Origin of the sequence: Flavobacterium fluviale (genome assembly GCF_003312915.1) — a bacterium.
Taxonomy (GTDB): domain Bacteria; phylum Bacteroidota; class Bacteroidia; order Flavobacteriales; family Flavobacteriaceae; genus Flavobacterium; species Flavobacterium fluviale.
The window spans coordinates 504680-523141 of record NZ_CP030261.1 but is presented as its reverse complement, the minus strand read 5'-3'; the positions used below and the strand labels follow the sequence as shown (position 1 = coordinate 523141).

Below are 18462 nucleotides of genomic sequence, written 5' to 3'. Positions count from 1 at the left end.
AGTAAAAATAATACAAACATGAAAGTGAAAATTGATACGTATAATGGAATTGCAAAACAATTAAAAGAAGAGTATTCAAAACTATCCGATTTTGAAATTTTATCATTAGCGGTTCAAATACAGAGAAATCAAATTTTAGAAAATGGATTGGCAGTTAGCTCATCAGATAAATATCCGAGTGCGCTAGAGGCAATAGCTATTGCACTAGGATATGAAGAAAGTAATTCAGTAACAATTACTGATGTTTTACGAAATATTGTAAATAGGGAAGAAGCTTAATTATTTTAAATGTTAGGATTAATAAGTTGCACTTTGGTGCAACTTTTATATATTTGTACTTTATGAGTAATAATCAAAAGATTAGAACTGTTGTTTTTTTTTAAAAAATTATTTCAATGAATTTTTTGTCAAACAAAAAGATAAAGTTCAACAAAAAATTGTTTGGACGATTAATTTAATTTAATTTAATTGAAGAGCTAGATAGAATTCCTGAAACGTATTTGAAATATATTGAAAACACAGATGGACTTTATGAAATTAGAATACAACAAGGAAATGATATTTTTAGAATTTTTTGTTTTTTTGATGAGGGAAGATTAGTCGTATTAACTAATGGATTTCAAAAGAAAACTCAGAAAGCACCAAAGAAAGAAATTAAAAAAGCTTTAAAAATTAAAAAGGAGTATGAAAACGAAAAATAAGAACCTTACAACTTTAGAAGAGTTTAAAGAGCAACATTATGGAAAAATTGGAACACCAAAACGTGACGAACTAGAATCTGGATATGAAAATTTTAAAATTGGGGTATTGCTTCAGGAAGCGAGACTTCAAAAAGGAATGACTCAAGAAGAACTTGCATTAAAAGCAGGAACAACAAAATCGTATATTTCTAAAATTGAGAATAACGTAAAAGAAGTTAAATTTTCAACCCTGCAGAAAATTGTAGAGCTTGGTTTGGGAGGTCATTTAGAGCTGTCAATTAAATTATAATTTGAAATAAATGGATTTATTAGAAAGAACATTTCAGAATAAAAAAGAGCTTTACAATCTCGCTTTGGAATATTTTCATAATATAAGTCCAGAAACAATATGAAGATACTCAATTCGATAAGATTGTTTCAAAATCAATCTCTATTTTGATTGGCCACGATTTTATTCCAACTCCTTGTATTGAGATCAAATTAGAACTTCGCAAGAATCTGATTAAGAGAGGTGATTATTTTCTTTATGTTAGTAAAAATAAAGAATTCATAGATGAGTTTCTTATAACATAGCCCATGGTTTCAACCACGGGAAACTCATTTGGGAAACGCATTGCGTCCCGTGGTTGAAACCACAGGCTATGCTGATTATGATTGTTCATATTAATAAACAATATCCCCAGAAAATCCCCGTTCTAATTAATACCAAAGACTTTTAAAACTTAGCACCTCAGAGTCTTAGCGACTTAGCACCTTTTAAAATTAAACCTTTAAAAGAAAGTCAAGTCTTATTGTAATAATTTCTGAATTATGAAAAAAAGCAGTCTTTGGTCTTTACGATTAGGTTTTTCAGGAAAACAAGCTTCAACAATTGAAAAACTAGGATTAGAAAAATTTCTAAAACATTCTTACGATTCAAAGTTTGACACAGAAATGCCAGCGTTTTTGCAAGATCAACCTAAAACCACTTTAGAGCTTAAGCAAGTTCGGGAATTAATTAAAACTTCAGATCCCGAAACTAAAAAGGAAATTCAGAAAAAAGAGAATCAGGCAACTGCTGCATTTAAAAAATGGTGGATTGCCAAAATGCGAAATGACAAATTTCCATTGCGCGAGAATATGGTTTGTTTTTGGCACAATCATTTCGTCTCGACTTCTCAAAAAGTAAAAATCAATTACTGGATTTACCAGCACAATATGATTTTGCGCGAAAATGCTTTTGGGAATTTTAAAGAATTAACAAAACAGATTCTGAAATCAAACGCAATGGTGCGCTATCTAGATAATGGCGATAATAAAAAAGGTAAAATCAACGAAAACTTAAGCCGTGAATTGCTGGAATTATTTACTATCGGAATTGGGAATTATACCGAAGAGGATATTAAAAATGGAGCCAAAGCTTTAGCCGGTTTGAATATTGGTGATGACGGCGCTGTTTACAGAAAAAATATCGAAGATAATAGTGATAAAACCTATTTCGGAAAAACTGGAAACTGGAAAGCAGATGACTTAGTCGATATTATTTTTGAACAGAAAAACATTCCATATCTCATTACAAGAAAAATCCTGAAATGGTTTATATATGATAATCCGCCCGAAGATTTGGTAGTTTATTACGGAGATTATTTTCGCAAGCAAAAGTTTGAAATCGAGCCTTTGCTGACCAAGATTTTTACAGAAGAATTTAAAAAAGAGAATTCGGGAAATAAGATTAAAAATCCGCTGGTTTATATTTTACAGCTTTGCGATGAATTGCAGATTGAGAATGTTGATGATGCCGCAGTTATGGCATTTATAAAACAGCAGGGAATGGATTTGTATAATCAGGTCAATGTAAAAGGCTGGGACGGCGGCAATTCATGGCTGACTTCGCAGATTTATCTCCAAAGAAACAATACATCCGATTTGTTATGCAGTGGTAAAAGTCTTAATAGAAAGGTCTTAAAAACCATGGTAAACGGAGTTGAAAAAGAAAAATCAGAATATGAAAAAACTGCGGTAAAAGTAGTTTTTGATTCAAATGGAAATAACAAAACCATTATTGCTGAATTGTCAGACAGATTGTTGTTTTCTGTCAGCAATTCGGCTCAAAAAGACATGGAGAATCTGTTGAAATATGATTTCGATCCAAAAGATCCTCATGCAGATTTTGCTGTGGTCAGAGTTTTCAATTACATTACAAAACTGCCCGAATATCAATTAATCTAGAAAATAAGAATCATGAACAGAAGAAATTTTCTAACGTTAACAGGGACATTTACAGGCGGGATGCTTGTACTTCCTAGTTTTTTACAAGCTTTTGGTTCGCAGCCAAATTTAGTAATTGGCGAACAATGTGTTGTTTTTGTGCAGTTAAATGGCGGAAACGACGGTTTGAATACTTTTATTCCGTTTGAAGATCCGTTATATTATGAATTGAGAACAAAAATCGCATTAAATAAAGATGCCGTTGTGGGAAAGAATAAAGGAATGGCATTTCATCCGTCGTTAAAAGATTTTGCTCAAATGCAGCAAAATGGAGATTTAACTGTAATTCAGAATGTCGGATATCCCGAGCCGATTCGGTCGCATTTTAGAAGTCAGGAAATTTGGCAGACAGCAACCGATTCTAATAAATATATAAATGAAGGCTGGCTGGGAAGATTTTTAGATCTGCAATGCAACGGCCATCAGGCGACTGCGGGCATAAATTTAGATTCGATTGATAATTTAGCTTTAAAAGGAGTAGAGCCTAATTTTATAACGGTGAAAGATCCAGATCGATTTAAAGTAAAATCAAAAGAAGAAAATGTGACTTTGTCTAAAAATCCGCATTTAGATTTTGTTCGAAAAATCGCTAATTCGGTTACCGAAGGTTCAGATGAAATTCAGAAAGCCTTAGCAAAATCTAAAACGGAAATCAGTTATCCTAAAACAGAATTATCTAAAAACCTGGAATGGATAGCGCGATTGATAAAAGGAAACTTAAATTCAAAAGTATATTACACTTCGCTTAACGGATTTGATACGCATGATAATCAGCTTTCGATTCACGAACGAAAATTGACAGATTTAAACGATTCGATCTATAGTTTTTATTCAGATCTAAAAGAAGCGCAGTTATTGCAGAATGTCACCGTTGTAGTTTTTTCAGAATTTGGGCGACGAGTAAAAGACAACGGAAACGGAACGGATCACGGAACCGCCGCGCCAATGTTTATCATCGGAGGAAATAATAAGGGAACGATTTTAGGAAAAAATCCAAATTTAGCCGACTTAGACAATGGTGATTTAAAACACGAAATAGATTTTAGAAGTGTTTATGCTTCTTTATTAAAAGAAAAAATGAATTTTGATTATTCTAAAATTGGGATTAAGAATATGCCGGTTTCGGGATTGTTTTGAATTAAGTTATAACGTAATTTAATTTGTTTAAATTTGTACATTGATAATAAAACGAACAAGATGGAAATTAAAAATTTATCTAGATATAGTAATGCTGAAAAAATTGTTTTAGCAGAGCAACTGTGGGACAGTGTTTCTAAAGATGATTTAGAAATTTCTGATGATGTTAAAAGAGAATTGGATATTCGAATACAAAATTTGGAAGAAGGTAAAACTGAATTGTATTCTTGGGATGAAGTTAAAGCGCATTTAAAATCTATAAGATAATGTACAAAATTCGTTTTGTAAAAGAAGCTTTATTTGATATTGAAGATGCTGTTTTATGGTATGAAAAACAAAGAATTGGACTTTCTTATGATTTTGAACTCTGTCTCGAAGCTGGAATTGATGCTATTTTAAGAAATCCAGATTTATTTCAAAAAAAGTATAAAAAAATAAGAATGCATTTTATTTCCAGATTTCCGTATGGAATTCATTACTTGGTAAAAAAAGATGAAATTGTTGTGATGGGAGTTTTTCATACATCTCGCTCTCCGAAAAACTGGTCTAAAAGGCTAGGGCTGTAAAAAAAACTTAGAACCTTAGCACCTCAGTCCAGAAGTTTCGGGATAGCATCTCAGAAAAACCCCTTGTAAATATCTCATTTCAAGCCGATATTTTTATATTATCCTACAAAACCTCCTAAATTTGTTAAGAAATCCTTTTTTGTTTCATAAAATGCATTATTTTTTTTGGTGCGGTAAAAATAATTTATACATTCGCAGAGAATTTATTGAAAAACACAAACAAAATGTCTTATAACCGTTTTTATTTTAGCAACTCTTTTTATTTCTTCTTTAGTAGAAGTAAGGATTGTGCTATGGTTATTTGAGAAATATAAAATACAAATAAAACTAATATACAATCCTGATGCAAATCAGGATTTTTTTTTGAATATATGACAACGAAAATTGCAATACAAGGTATAAAAGGTTCTTTTCATCATCAGGTTGTGAAAGAGTATTTCTCTGAAAATGTGGCTATTGATGAATGTTTGTCTTTTGAAGAATTGGTTGACAGCCTTCTTTCTGGAAAATCAGACCAAGCAGTTATGGCGATTGAAAATTCGATTGCAGGACCAATTATTCCGAATTATGCTTTGATTGACAAGAATAATTTGCACATTATTGGAGAGCATTATTTGAGCATTCACCAAAATTTAATGACTTTAAAAGGTCAGAAAATTGAAGATATAAAAGAAGTTCATTCGCACCCAATGGCACTTTTGCAATGTATGGATTTCTTAAAACAATATCCAAATATCAAATTAGTTGAGGATAAAGATACGGCCGAAACTGCAAGAAGAATTCAGGAAAAACAATTAACCGGAATTGCGGCAATAGGAAGTAAAGTCGCTTCAGAAATGTATGATTTAGAAATCATTGCGCCGGAAATTCAAACGATCAAAAACAATATGACCCGTTTTGTGATTATCAAAAAGCAAAATTCATTTTTGCCGGAAAACGAAATCAACAGAGCTTCAATCAAATTTGAATTGGATCACAAAAGAGGAAGTTTAGCAGCAGTTTTGAACGTAATGAGCGACTGCAAACTAAATTTGACAAAAATTCAGTCACTTCCAAAAATTGAAACACCGTGGAAATATTCATTTTTCGTAGACGTAACATTCGAGAAATACGAAGATTTTGCAAAAGCCAAAGCATTATTGAATATAATGGCAGAATATTTAAAAGTTCTGGGAGAATATAAGAATACAAAACCTTTGACTGAGTCATAAAGTTAGAAAGTCGAAAGTCTTAAAGTCCAAAATAGAAAGTTTAAAAGAGCCTAAAGCCTAAAGCGTACGGCCTAAAGCAAATAAAAAATGATTACAACAGCAAAAAGATTAGATACAGTTGAAGAATACTACTTCTCATCAAAACTAAGAGAAGTTAGACAACTAATGTCTGAAGGAAAATCGATCATCAATATGGGAATTGGAAGTCCTGATTTGAGTCCGTCAAAAGCAGTAATTGAAGCAGTCGCTGCAGCAATTCAAGACGAAAACGGGCATGGTTATCAAAGCTATCAGGGATTACCGGAAATGAGGCAGGCGATGGCAGATTTTTATAAAGATCAGTTTGGTGTTGAAGTGAATCCGAATAATGAGATTTTGCCTTTGATGGGTTCGAAAGAAGGAATTATGCACATTTCGTTAGCATTTTTAAATGAAGGCGACCACGTTTTAATTCCGAATCCGGGTTATCCAACTTATACTTCGGTAACCAATTTGGTTCAGGCAGTTCCGGTTTATTATGATTTGAAAGAAGAAAATGGCTGGGAACCGGATTTTGAAGCTTTAGAAAAATTAGATCTTTCGAAAGTAAAAATTATGTGGCTTGGATATCCACACATGCCAACAGGAGCGAGAGGAAGTTTAGCGTTATTTGAAAAATTGGTTGCTTTTGCTAAAAAACACAACATATTATTAATCAACGACAATCCGTATAGTTTTGTTTTGAATGATAATCCGATGAGTTTATTGCAGGTTGAAGGAGCAAAAGAAGTGGCTTTAGAATTGAATTCACTTAGTAAAACGTTCAACATGGCAGGCTGGAGAGTCGGAATGGTTTTAGGAAATCCTGAAATTATAGATGCAGTTCTGAAAGTTAAAAGTAACATGGACAGCGGTATGTTTTACGGAATTCAGAAAGGTGCAGTTGCTGCGTTAAACTGTGATAAATCTTGGTTTGAAGATCAAAACAAAATTTACAGACGCCGCAGAGAATTAACAGAAAAATTAGCAGAAAAATTAGGCTGCGAAGTGTATAAAGAAGGAGTTGGTCTTTTTGTTTGGGCAAAGCTTCCGGAAGGAATAGAATCTGCTGAAAAGTTCATTGACGAAATATTATACGAGAAACATATTTTCATCACGCCGGGAACTATCTTCGGAAGTAACGGTGAAGGATATATTAGATTCTCATTGTGTGTGAAAGAAGAAAAGGTACAAGAAGCGATTGATCGATTTTAAATTTTAGATTTTAGAATGTAGATTTTAGATTTTTCGCCAAAGTTTGTCATTTCGACGAAGGAGAAATCTCCGTTGCTAGATCGACAAAGATTGGTTCTTTTGATTGTGGAGTTACTTGCGAAGATTTCTCCTTCGTCGAAATGACAAAATAAACGGAAAATATCAAAAGTTGGAATTTGGATTTTAACATTTGGAATTTATAAAGAAGCTTAGCTTCAAATAAAAAGAATTATGAAAGTATACGTAATAGGAATAGGATTAATAGGCGGTTCGATGGTGCTGGACATCAAAGACCAACATCCTGATTCGACAATTTTTGGAATCGACAGTAACGAAAAACATTTGCAGGAAGCAATTGATTTAGGAGTTATCGATGAAGCAGGAAGTTTTGAAGATTTGGCTGAAGCCGATTTTGTGATTGTTTCGGTTCCGGTTGATGTAGCACTGACAGTTTTGCCTAAAGTTCTGAATTCGGTTGGAGATAAAACAATTGTTTTTGAAGTTGGATCGACTAAAAAGCCAATTTGCGAAGCGGTTGCAAATCATCCGAAAAGGAGAAATTTTATCGCTACACATCCGATAGCAGGAACGGAGTTTTCGGGACCTTCTGCAGCGATAAGAGGTTTGTTTAAAGGAAAGACAAACATTATCTGCGAAGTGGAAAAAACCACTTTTAAATTGCAGGAAAAAGCATTAAAGCTTTTCAGCGAAATCGGAATGAGGATTCGATATATGGATCCTACTTCGCACGACAAACACATTGCTTACGTTTCGCATTTGTCGCACATAAGTTCATTTATGCTCGGGAAAACGGTAATGAACAAGGAAAAAGACGAACAGGATATTTTTGATATGGCGGGAAGTGGATTTGAAAGTACCGTTCGTTTGGCAAAAAGTTCACCCGCAATGTGGACACCGATTTTTAAGCAAAACAAGGAACACGTTCTGGAAACATTAGAAGAATACATTTCAAATCTCAGTCGGTTTAGAGATTTGTTGAAAGATGAAAATTATAACGCCATTTTTGAAGAAATGGAAAGCACAAATAAAATAAAAGAAATACTAAACGGATTAACAACAACTAAAAAGTAAATTAGAATTAAGATGGAAAATAAGAAAGAAATGAGAAAGTGGTTAGAAGATTTCAATTTAAATCACCCACTTGTGATAGCTGGACCATGTAGTGCAGAGACTGAAGATCAAGTATTGAAAATTGCTCACGAATTAAAAGATTCAAAAGTTAGTGTATTCAGAGCTGGAATCTGGAAACCAAGAACGCGTCCGGGAGGATTTGAAGGTGTTGGAGAAATTGGTTTAAAATGGTTACAAAAAGCTAAAGCAGAAACTGGTTTATTAATGGGTACTGAAGTTGCAACTGCAGCGCACTGTAAACTGGCTTTAGAACATGATATCGACGTTTTATGGGTGGGTGCACGTACAACTGCAAACCCTTTCGCAGTTCAGGAAATTGCTGATACTTTAAAAGGAACAGATAAAATCGTTTTGGTAAAAAACCCAGTAAACCCGGATTTAGCTTTATGGTTAGGTGGTGTTGAGCGTTTACACATGGCTGGAATCGAGAAATTAGGAGTTATCCACAGAGGTTTTTCTACTTACGAAAAAACAAAATACAGAAATATTCCAGAATGGCAGATTGCAATCGAATTGCAAAATAAATTCCCTGATTTACCATTGATCATTGACCCTTCTCACATTACTGGAGATCGTAAAATGATTTTCGAAGTAACTCAAGAGGCTTTAGATTTGAATTACGATGGTATGATTATCGAAACGCACTACGATCCGGACAACGCTTGGTCTGATGCTGCGCAGCAAGTTACTCCAGACTCTTTGAAACAAATCATTAAAGATTTGACGATTAGAAAAACAGATGATACTACAGATGAGTACAGTTCTAAAATGACTAAATTAAGAGCTAATATCGACGTTCTAGATGCTAATTTATTAGAGTTATTAGGAAAACGTATGAAAGTAGCTGACGAAATTGGTCAGGTGAAAAAAGATGCAAACGTAGCGATTCTTCAAAACAACCGTTGGAACGAAATCTTAGGAAAAATGATTTTGGAAGGTGAGAAAAAAGGTCTTACTGAAGAGTTTGTTTTGAGAATGTTCAAAGCAATCCACCAGGAAAGTATTGGTCACCAAGAGAAAATTTTCAATGCATAATTTTTGCTGAAACCATATAAGTGATATAAGATAATTTAAGTTTCTATAAAACTTTGATCTTGGGTTTTCTTATATCATAATATTAAAAATAGATTGTTTTGAAAATCCCCATCACTTTGAAAGAAGTGGCTGGGGATTTTTTTTGATATAAATTTTTCAGCTTTTTAGGATTTATTGGCTCGATGTAAATAAAAATTCAATTTTTACGTTATGACAATTAAATATTTTTATTATGTCAGAAAATTTTTATAAAAAATTGAATTTGTTGTTTTGTGCTATATTGCTTTTTGCAGCAAAAACTTTTGCACAAAGTCCTGAATTAACTGCAAAAGGTGAAAATTCTGAGAATGTTAGAATGAGCCAGTTAATTGTCAATGTAAAAGTCGTTGGAAATATTGCTTATACAACTGCCGAAATGCATTTTTTTAATTCAGGCAATCGCCAGATGGAAGCAGAATTGATTTTTCCGCTGCCAGAAAATGTTTCTGTTTCAAGATATGCCATTGATATAAATGGAAAAATGCGCGAAGCTGTGCCAGTAAATAAAAATAAAGGGCAGCAGGTTTTTGAGGCAATAGAACATCGTCGCGTCGATCCTGGATTGTTAGAAAAAGTAGATGGAAATAATTTTAGAACAAGAATTTATCCGTTAATGCCAAATGCGGAGAGAATTGTAATTATTGGTTATGAAGAAGAACTTTCGGCTTTAGATAAAAATAATCTAGCCTATCAATTGGTAAGTCGTTATCCTGAAAAACTCGATAAATTTGAAATTAATCTATCTGTTCTAGGATCTTCAATTGCTCCTCAAATTACCGAAAATTCGGGACAAGAGATTGCATTTTCAAAATGGAATCAATCTTTTCAAACTTCATTCAAAAAAGAAAATTATAAACCTTCAGAAAAATTAGTTTTCAAAATTCCGATACAAGAAAATACGCCAAGTGTTTTAATGCAAAATGTAGATGGTCAATACTATTTTTATGGCAATACTTTTGTCGAGGGAAATAAAACAGCTAAAAAAACACCAAATTCTATTGGCCTTATTTGGGATAATTCGCTTAGTTGCCAAACACGTGATCTGCAGAAAGAACTGCGACTTCTTGACGCTTATTTCGAGAAAATACAAAATACAAAAGTGACCTTGTATTTTTTAAATTACACTTTTGAAAAACAAAAAGAATTTGAAATTTCAGCAGGAAATTGGTCAGAATTACGAGCAGTTTTAGAAAAAACAAAATATGACGGAGGAACGCGTTTTTCTCAAATCAATTTTTCAAATCATGACGAATATATGTTTTTCTCTGATGGATTGTCTTCCTTAAGTGATGCTGTTTTACCAAAGACAAAAAAGCCAATTTACACCATTACTTCAGCAGTCTCTGCAGATTTTGCTTTTTTGAATTATTCGGCTATGCAAACGGGAGGCAGTTTTATCAATTTGAATCAGCTGGATTTTGAAAATGCTCTGGATAAGCTGGTAAATACAAATTTAAAGTTTTTAGGAATAAAAGATAATTACGCTGTTACCGATTTATTTCCTATAAAAGGCACTTCGGTTTCAGGGAATTTTGGCTTTTCGGGTATTTCTTTAAAAGCAAAAAATGAAGTAACATTATTGTTTGGTTATACTAATGAAGTTGTTTTAGAAAGAAAAATCACTTTGAATGCTGTTCTTCAAAACACTACCGATGTAAACATTGAAAAACTCTGGGCGCAGAAAAAAATCGCTAATCTTGAATTTGAGTATGCTAAAAATGCTGAAGAAATCGAAATTTTAGGAAAAAAATACGGAATCATAACCAAAAATACTTCCCTAATCGTTTTAGAAGACATTCATGATTATATTTTGTATGATATTATTCCTCCGGCAGAACTGCGTGAAGAATTCGACAGAATTAAAAAGAATGAAAATGATAGGCTTTTAGTACAGCAAAAAAATAACTGGAAAATTGTAGGTTATCATTTTGAGGAATTAAAATCGTGGTGGAAAAAAGATATAAAATATAGTGCTGCCAAATCTCTACAAGAATTAAAAGTAGAAAAAGTACACAATCAAAATCCAGTAACATTAAGAAAGAACAGTGATATTCCAGTAGGAATGGTTTCAGGAATTGTTTTAGATCTGGATGACTTTCCTTTTGTAGGAGTAAGTGTTAGTACTAATGGAGAAGAAGTTTACACTGATTTTGATGGTAAATTTTCGATAAAAGCAGATGAAAATAGTGTTCTTAGTTTTAGTTTTAATTCTGTTTTTTTTCAGTTAAGTATTGAAGGAAATAATTATGTCACTGTACGATTAGAAGATAAATCATTGTCAAGAGAGGTAGTTGTATTGGGTTTAGGTCGAAGACGTCTACTTAGCTTAATCTTGAACGGATCACGTTTTGAAGAGTCTGGTATATATGTATCTCCGGTATTTGAACCTCCTCTTGTAAACATTCGACTGATTCCTGCACGTGAGGAGGAAGTTATTGGTCAGAATAATATTAAAAACCATCTAAAAAAATGGAATCCGGATAGATTATATCTTAAAGCATTGGCATCTGCACCAAAAGAAAAACAATACGAGCTGTATTTTGAGCTAAGAAAAGAGCAGGAAAGAAACCCAAGTTTTTATTTTGATATAGCACATTTTTTCTACAATCAGGGCGATGTCAAAAAAGCATTGCAAATCGTTAGTAATATTGCCGATATAGGTTTAGACAATTATCAGCTTTATAAAACACTTACCTATACTTTACGCCAGTGGCAAAATTTTGATGATGCTCTGTTTACTGCAAAACAAATTGTAAAAAGGAGAGCGCATGAACCTCAAAGTTTGAGAGATTATGCATTAGCATTGGAAGATGCAGGCAAATATCAGGAAGCTTTTGATCAATTAATTAAAGCATTAGAAGTAAACTACTATCAAGTAATGGATGGACAATATAAAGGTGTGGAGGACATTATTTTGATGGATATTAATCGTCTAATAACCGAACATAGAAAATTGAAAACGGGTCAATTAGATAAAAAATATTTAAAAAAATTACCAGTTGATATTAGAATCGTAATGAACTGGAATTTAATGGATGTTGATTTAGATTTACATGTAATTGAGCCAAACGGAGAAGAATGTTATTACAGAAATAAAAATACAAAAGCCGGGGCAAGATTTTCAAAAGATTTTACACAGGGGTACGGGCCGGAACAGTATTTAATTCGAAATGCTATAAAAGGAAAATATGTGATCAAATCGAATTATTATGGAGAAAGAAAATTGACAGAGAACGGTCCTGCAACAGTTTTGCTTGAAATTTATATTACAAAAGCAGGAAAAACATCAAAAACTTTAAAAACGATTCAACTCGGAAAAATCAAAGAAAATGAAATATTAGCTGAAATTGTATGGTAAACGAATTCAAATTGAGAGTAAGTTTTTAATTTTAAAAGGCGAAGTTGCGTTGTTCAATTCTAAAAACGTAATTTTGCCTTTTATTTTTTAGATTTCAAAACAATCAGAAATCTAAAAACTGCAATCTAAAATTAAAGAATGACAGGACTCGTTTATAAATCTACAGGAAGCTGGTACACCGTAAAATCTGAAAAAGGCGATTTTATAGAATGCCGTATGAAAGGGAAATTCAGAATGAAAGGTATCAAAAGTACCAACCCAATTGCTGTAGGCGATATTGTCGATTACGAACTTGAAGAAACTTCTGATGCAGTAACGGGAACGATTTATAATATTCATGAAAGAAAAAATTATATCGTTCGTAAATCGGTTAATTTATCTAAGCAGATTCACATTATAGCATCCAATATCGATCAGGTTTTTTTATTGATTACGATTGATAACCCGCCAACAACAACGAGCTTTATTGATCGTTTTTTGGTTACGGCAGAAGCATACGGAATTGAAGCTATCCTGATTTTTAATAAAATTGATACGCTCAACGAGCAGACTTTAGACGATCAACTTTACCTACAGCACATTTATACTGAAATTGGATATAAATGCCTGAGAATTTCATCAACAGAAAATAAAGGCGTTGACCAGTTAAAGGAAATGATGATTGGAAAAGTAAGCATGTTTTCTGGACATTCTGGAGTTGGAAAATCAACTCTGGTTAATGCAATGGAACCGAGCCTGCACTTAAAAACAACTGTAATTTCAGAGCAAAGCAAACAGGGGCAGCATACAACTACTTTTGCCGAAATGTATGATTTATCTTTTGATGCCCGAATTATTGATACGCCAGGAATTAAAGGTTTCGGGATTGTAGATATGGAGCCATCAGAAATCAGCGGTTATTTCCCAGAATTCTTCAAACTGAAAGACCAGTGTAAATTTAATAACTGTCTGCATAAAGAAGAACCCCATTGTGCCATTAAAGCAGCTTTAGAAAAAGACGAAATTGCATGGTCACGTTACAATAGTTATCTTAAAATCCTTGAAGGAGATGACGAGCATTATCGAACCGATACTTATGGTGAAGATCGTGCGGCGAGTGATGAAACTAGAAAATAAAGATCAATTTTTAAAATTCCAAATTCCAATTGTAGAGATGCACTGCTGTGCATCTAAGATCCCGAAAATAAAATCCGAACAGTCCTTTTAATTGATGGTTTAAAAACCACTCCAGCAAAAAATGAAAGTAATAATCCAAAGAGTTTCGGAAGCATCAGTAACTGTAGAAAGTAAAAAAACAGCAGATATTAAAAAGGGTTTATTGGTTTTAGTGGGAATTGAAGATGCAGATACTCAAGAAGATATCGACTGGCTTTCTGGGAAAATTGTTAAGATGAGAATTTTTGGAGATGAAAATGATGTTATGAACTGCTCGGTTCAAGATATTGACGGCGATATTATTGTAGTAAGTCAATTTACACTTCACGCTTCTACTAAAAAAGGAAACCGGCCTTCTTATATAAAAGCTGCGAAACCAGATTTTGCAATTCCTATGTATGAGAACTTTGTAAAATCACTAGAAAAAGAATTCGGAAAAAAAGTTCAAACTGGAATTTTTGGGGCCGATATGAAAGTTAATCTATTGAATGACGGTCCGGTTACAATCGTAATGGACAGCAAAAACAGAGAGTAAAATTTTACTAAACATTTGTTAAGATTTTCTAAAAATAATATATATTTGGCGAAAATACTTACTAATGAGAAACCTCTTTTGCGCTTTATTTTTTTTCTTTTTCACCACTGTTCTCTTTGCTCAAAAAAGCGATTATTCCATTTTAAAAATCTCAGACAGTCTTAAGGAAAACGCCAATGCTGTAGTACGATTTGATATAACTGATATTTCAATTTTATCACAACGAAATATGGTTATAAAAACAGACCGCGCAGTGACAGTCTTGAACGAAAGAGGCGCACGTGCTGTAAATGCTGTTGAAAGTTATAGTAAAAGAACTTCCGTTAAAAATATTGAAGCAACGATCTATGATGCTTTTGGAAATGAAATCAAGAAGATTAAAAGGAAAGATTTTAGAGATGTAAGCGCTGCCGACGGTTCAACACTGGCATCTGATTCAAGATATATTTATTTAGAATATACTCCCGTATCTTATCCTTACACAGTAGTTTATAAAAGCGAAAAAGAAACTTCAAATACCGCTTTAATTCCTCGCTGGCTTCCAGTAGAAAATTATTATGTGAGTGTAGAAAAAAGTATTCTGAATGTCAAATATCCAAATAATCTTGGCTTTAGAAAAAAAGAAAGTCTACTCTCAACATTTGATATTAAAAAAACCGAAGAAACAGAAACCCAGTTATCGTATGAGGCGAGAAAAATATTGGCTCAAAAACCTGAAGATTACAGTCCAGCTTTTTCAGATTTATATCCTAAAGTAATTTTGAGTCTGGAATACTTCAATTTGGAAGGTCTTGATGGAAATGCAAAAGACTGGAACGAATACGGAAAGTGGTTTTCGGATAAAATTTTAACACAGACAACCGTATTGCCTGAGGAAACAAAAAATAAAATAAAAGCTCTCGTTGGTAACGAATCAGACCCTATTAAAAAAGCAAAAATTGTATATAAATATATGCAGGAAAAATCCAGGTACGTTAGTATTCAATTAGGTATTGGTGGATTTAAACCAATGCTGGCATCAGATGTTGACCGTTTAGGATATGGTGATTGTAAAGCACTTTCTAACTATACAAGAGCACTTTTAGATGTGGTGGGAGTTCCTTCATATTATACAGAACTTTATGGAGATTCTGATTTGATAGACATTGACGAAGATTTTTTTGCGATACAAGGAAATCATGTAATCTTATGTGTGCCAGATAAGGATAAGAACTTTTTCTTAGAATGCACCAATCAAAATGACCCTTTTGGTTATCAGGCCAACTTTACGGATAACAGAAAAGCAATTGTAATCAAACCTGAAGGAGGAGAAATAATCAGAACACAGATTTATGAACCTCAAAAAAATACTCAGGTAAGCAGGGGAACTTATTCTTTAGATGAAAATGGAGTTTTTTCTGGGAAAATAAATATGCTTTCGGAAGGATCACAATACGGAAGAAAACAGATGATTGAAAAATTTCAACCCAACGAAAAAGAAAAACATTATAAAAGTTATTGGAGTAATATCAATAACCTGAAACTTGGAAAAATAGCTTTTGTAAATGATAAAGAAAATGTCAGTTTTGCTGAAGAAGTGCAATTAAGTGCGGTAGATTACGGAACAATTTCAGGAAATAGAATGTTTTTTTTAGTGGATGCTTTTAATCAGAACTCAGAAAATGTTAAAAGAATAAGAAACCGTAAAAATCCTTTTCAAATTCAGCGTGGCTATTTAGATACTGATGAAATAGAGATCAATCTTCCAGCTGGATTTAATATTGAATTCCTTCCTTCCAATTATGAGTTAAAAGGGAAATTTGGAGAATATAAAACGGAGATCATTAAAAAAGACAATAATAAACTAATTTATAAAAGGCACATGTTTTTGAACAGAGGAAAATATTCCAATAAAGAATATGATGAATATCGTTTGTTTATGGAACAGATTTCCAGAAACGATAATGCTAAAGTAATATTAATCAAAAATTAACCAATCATAGACCAAAACCAAAACCAAAACTAAAACTAAAACCAAAAATTACCAATGAAAATTATTAATCTATTTAGCCTGTTTGTGATTTTATTGATCACTCCCAAAGCAGTTTCGCAGGAATTTAAATTAGGAAAAGTTTCAGCAGCAGAATTAGAACAAAAAGTACATCCAAAAGATTCTTCTGCGGCTGCAGCGATTTTGTATAAAAAAGGATCATCTCGTCTTGAATATGATACAAATGAAGGATTTGTAACAATTACAGAGGTCGAAACGAGAATTAAAATTTACAAAAAAGAAGGCTACGACTGGGCAAATCAACAAGTTTGGTATTACTTTTCTAATGATGCGAAAGAAAAATTATCTTTTTCTGATGCCGTGACGTATAATTTAGTAGGAGGAAAAATTGAAAAAACAAAGCTGAAAAGCGACGGAATATTTGATGAGGTTCTAAGTAAATACAGATCTCAAAAAAAGCTGACAATGCCAAATGTAAAGGAAGGTTCAGTAATAGAATTTAAGTATTATATCAGAAGTCCATTTCAAATGATCAGAGATTGGGATTTTCAAACCAGTATACCTGTAAATTATTCTGAATTTTCGACATATATCCCAGAATATTATGTTTTTAGTCCGAGACAAAAAGGGTATATCTTTCCTAAAACCGTTACGGTAAAAAATAATAAGTCCATCGTTTTTACTTCTAAAGAAAGACATACCCCAACTGGATTGGGCGCCGTTAAAACTGAATATTCTAGCGAAAAGGTGGATTATGTGGAAACTAAAACGACTTACACGGCTGTAGACTTTCCGGCAATGAAGGACGAAGCATTTGTAAATAATATTGAGAATTACACCTCTTCGATCGCACATGAATTGGCTGTTACAAAATTTCCAAATTCACCCATTAAAGAGTTTTCAACAGATTGGAATTCAGTTGTAAAAACAATTTATAATTACGATGATTTTGGTCCAGAACTGAATAAAACGGGTTATTTTGAAGAGGATGTTAAAAAGATGCTTACGGGACTTAATACACCAGAAGAAAAAATATGGGCAATTTTAAATCATGTAAAATCAACTGTTAAATGGAATGGTTATACCGGATATAGCTGTGATAGCGGTGTTAAAAAAGCGTACAAAGAAAAAACGGGAAATATTGCTGATATTAATTTAATGCTTACGGCGATGCTTCGTTATTCTGGTTTAACCGCAAATCCAGTTTTAGTGAGTACACGATCTAATGGAATTGCTTTGTTTCCTAATAGAACTGCTTTTAATTACGTAATAACTGCTGTAGAGACTCCAGATGGTTATATTTTACTAGATGCATCTGATAAATTTTCAACTCCAAATATTTTACCTCTCAGAGTACTAAATTGGTCAGGCAGATTAATTAGAAAAGATGGGACGTCCGAAGAAATTAATTTAATTCCTCAAAAAACATCTAATGATAATGTATTTCTAACTTACAGTATTGATGCAGACGGAAAAGTCACAGGGAAAACCAGAAAACAGTCTCTGGATTATAATGCTATGATTACTAGGGATAATATTTTTAATGTAAAAGAAGAAGAATATCTAGAAAAGCTAGAAAACAGCAACAATAAAATAGAAATAAGCGAATATTCAAAAACTAATGAAAAAGATATTCTGCTGCCAATTATAGAAACATATTCTTTTACAGGGAATAATTTGTGCGAAATAATAGGCGGGAAAATCTATGTGAGTCCAATGCTGTTTTTTGCAAATCAGAAAAATCCTTTTGTACAAGAAGTAAGAGAATATCCAGTTGATTTTAGTTATCCGTTTGCAGACAAGTACAATATCACAATTAAAATTCCAGATGGTTTTGCAGTAGAAACATTGCCTGCCCCAGCCTTGGTAACAATGGAAAATAATCTGGGAGCTTTTAAATATAATATTGCCGCAAACGAAAATACACTTCAAGTTTCTATAACCCATCAAATAAATCAAGCAATTGTATCGGCTGAAGGTTATGATATGCTAAAAGAATATTACAAAGGAATGATTGCTAAAGAAACAGAGAAAATTGTTTTAAAACGTATTTAATATATTATGGGATCTCTTTTGGATTTCCAAAGCAAGAAATTTTTTTGT

At 32.8% G+C, this 18462-nt stretch carries 16 protein-coding genes; all 16 read left to right on the top strand.

The genetic code is table 11. The features are described 5' to 3' along the window. Nucleotides 1–18 precede the first annotated feature (18 nt). The 16 genes from HYN86_RS02525 (at nt 19) to HYN86_RS02445 (ending at nt 18414) form a co-directional block, all read left to right on the top strand. Nucleotides 19–279, top strand: coding sequence for a histidine kinase (locus HYN86_RS02525; RefSeq protein ID WP_113676625.1), 261 nt, complete (start codon nt 19–21; stop codon nt 277–279). 221 nt (nt 280–500) lie between these two features. Continuing rightward, nucleotides 501–701: a type II toxin-antitoxin system RelE/ParE family toxin gene (locus tag HYN86_RS21250; protein WP_317048541.1), complete on the top strand. Its 201-nt coding sequence runs from the start codon at nt 501–503 to the stop codon at nt 699–701. Continuing rightward, nucleotides 685–990 (top strand): helix-turn-helix domain-containing protein, encoded by a 306-nt coding sequence (locus tag HYN86_RS02515; RefSeq protein ID WP_113676624.1) that lies wholly within the window; start codon nt 685–687, stop codon nt 988–990. Before HYN86_RS21250 ends, HYN86_RS02515 begins: the two co-directional genes overlap by 17 nt. A gap of 521 nt (nt 991–1511) precedes the next feature. After that, nucleotides 1512–2909: a DUF1800 domain-containing protein gene (locus HYN86_RS02510; RefSeq protein WP_113676623.1), complete on the top strand. Its 1398-nt coding sequence runs from the start codon at nt 1512–1514 to the stop codon at nt 2907–2909. Nucleotides 2910–2921: 12 nt separating this feature from the next. Continuing rightward, nucleotides 2922–4085 carry a DUF1501 domain-containing protein gene (locus HYN86_RS02505; protein ID WP_113676622.1) on the top strand — a complete coding sequence of 388 codons (1164 nt, stop codon included), beginning with the start codon at nt 2922–2924 and terminating at the stop codon, nt 4083–4085. 60 nt (nt 4086–4145) lie between these two features. Next, nucleotides 4146–4352, top strand: coding sequence for an addiction module protein (locus tag HYN86_RS02500; RefSeq protein ID WP_113676621.1), 207 nt, complete (start codon nt 4146–4148; stop codon nt 4350–4352). After that, nucleotides 4352–4651, top strand: coding sequence for a type II toxin-antitoxin system RelE/ParE family toxin (locus tag HYN86_RS02495; RefSeq protein ID WP_113676620.1), 300 nt, complete (start codon nt 4352–4354; stop codon nt 4649–4651). Before HYN86_RS02500 ends, HYN86_RS02495 begins: the two co-directional genes overlap by 1 nt. A gap of 371 nt (nt 4652–5022) precedes the next feature. After that, nucleotides 5023–5862: a prephenate dehydratase gene (locus HYN86_RS02490; RefSeq protein ID WP_113676619.1), complete on the top strand. Its 840-nt coding sequence runs from the start codon at nt 5023–5025 to the stop codon at nt 5860–5862. 87 nt (nt 5863–5949) lie between these two features. Further along, entirely contained in the window at nt 5950–7095 is a 1146-nt protein-coding gene (locus HYN86_RS02485) for a pyridoxal phosphate-dependent aminotransferase (RefSeq protein ID WP_113676618.1), read from the top strand. Nucleotides 7096–7326: 231 nt separating this feature from the next. After that, nucleotides 7327–8187 (top strand): prephenate dehydrogenase, encoded by an 861-nt coding sequence (locus HYN86_RS02480; protein ID WP_113676617.1) that lies wholly within the window; start codon nt 7327–7329, stop codon nt 8185–8187. Nucleotides 8188–8199: 12 nt separating this feature from the next. Beyond that, nucleotides 8200–9282, top strand: a complete 1083-nt coding sequence (locus HYN86_RS02475; protein ID WP_071635330.1) for a bifunctional 3-deoxy-7-phosphoheptulonate synthase/chorismate mutase type II — start codon at nt 8200–8202, stop codon at nt 9280–9282. A gap of 232 nt (nt 9283–9514) precedes the next feature. Further along, nucleotides 9515–12679: a VIT domain-containing protein gene (locus tag HYN86_RS21110; protein WP_230406422.1), complete on the top strand. Its 3165-nt coding sequence runs from the start codon at nt 9515–9517 to the stop codon at nt 12677–12679. Between the two features lie 138 nt (nt 12680–12817). Then, nucleotides 12818–13795, top strand: coding sequence for a ribosome small subunit-dependent GTPase A (rsgA, locus tag HYN86_RS02460; RefSeq protein WP_113676616.1), 978 nt, complete (start codon nt 12818–12820; stop codon nt 13793–13795). Nucleotides 13796–13916: 121 nt separating this feature from the next. Further along, a complete protein-coding gene (gene dtd / locus HYN86_RS02455) occupies nt 13917–14369 on the top strand; it encodes a D-aminoacyl-tRNA deacylase (RefSeq protein WP_113676615.1) in 453 nt (150 codons plus the stop codon). 64 nt (nt 14370–14433) lie between these two features. Further along, entirely contained in the window at nt 14434–16341 is a 1908-nt protein-coding gene (locus HYN86_RS02450; RefSeq protein ID WP_113676614.1) for a DUF3857 domain-containing protein, read from the top strand. A gap of 54 nt (nt 16342–16395) precedes the next feature. Continuing rightward, the gene (locus HYN86_RS02445) at nt 16396–18414 is read left to right on the top strand and encodes a DUF3857 domain-containing protein (RefSeq protein WP_113676613.1); all 2019 of its coding nucleotides are present in this window, start codon (nt 16396–16398) and stop codon (nt 18412–18414) included. The last annotated feature ends 48 nt before the right edge of the window (nt 18415–18462 follow it).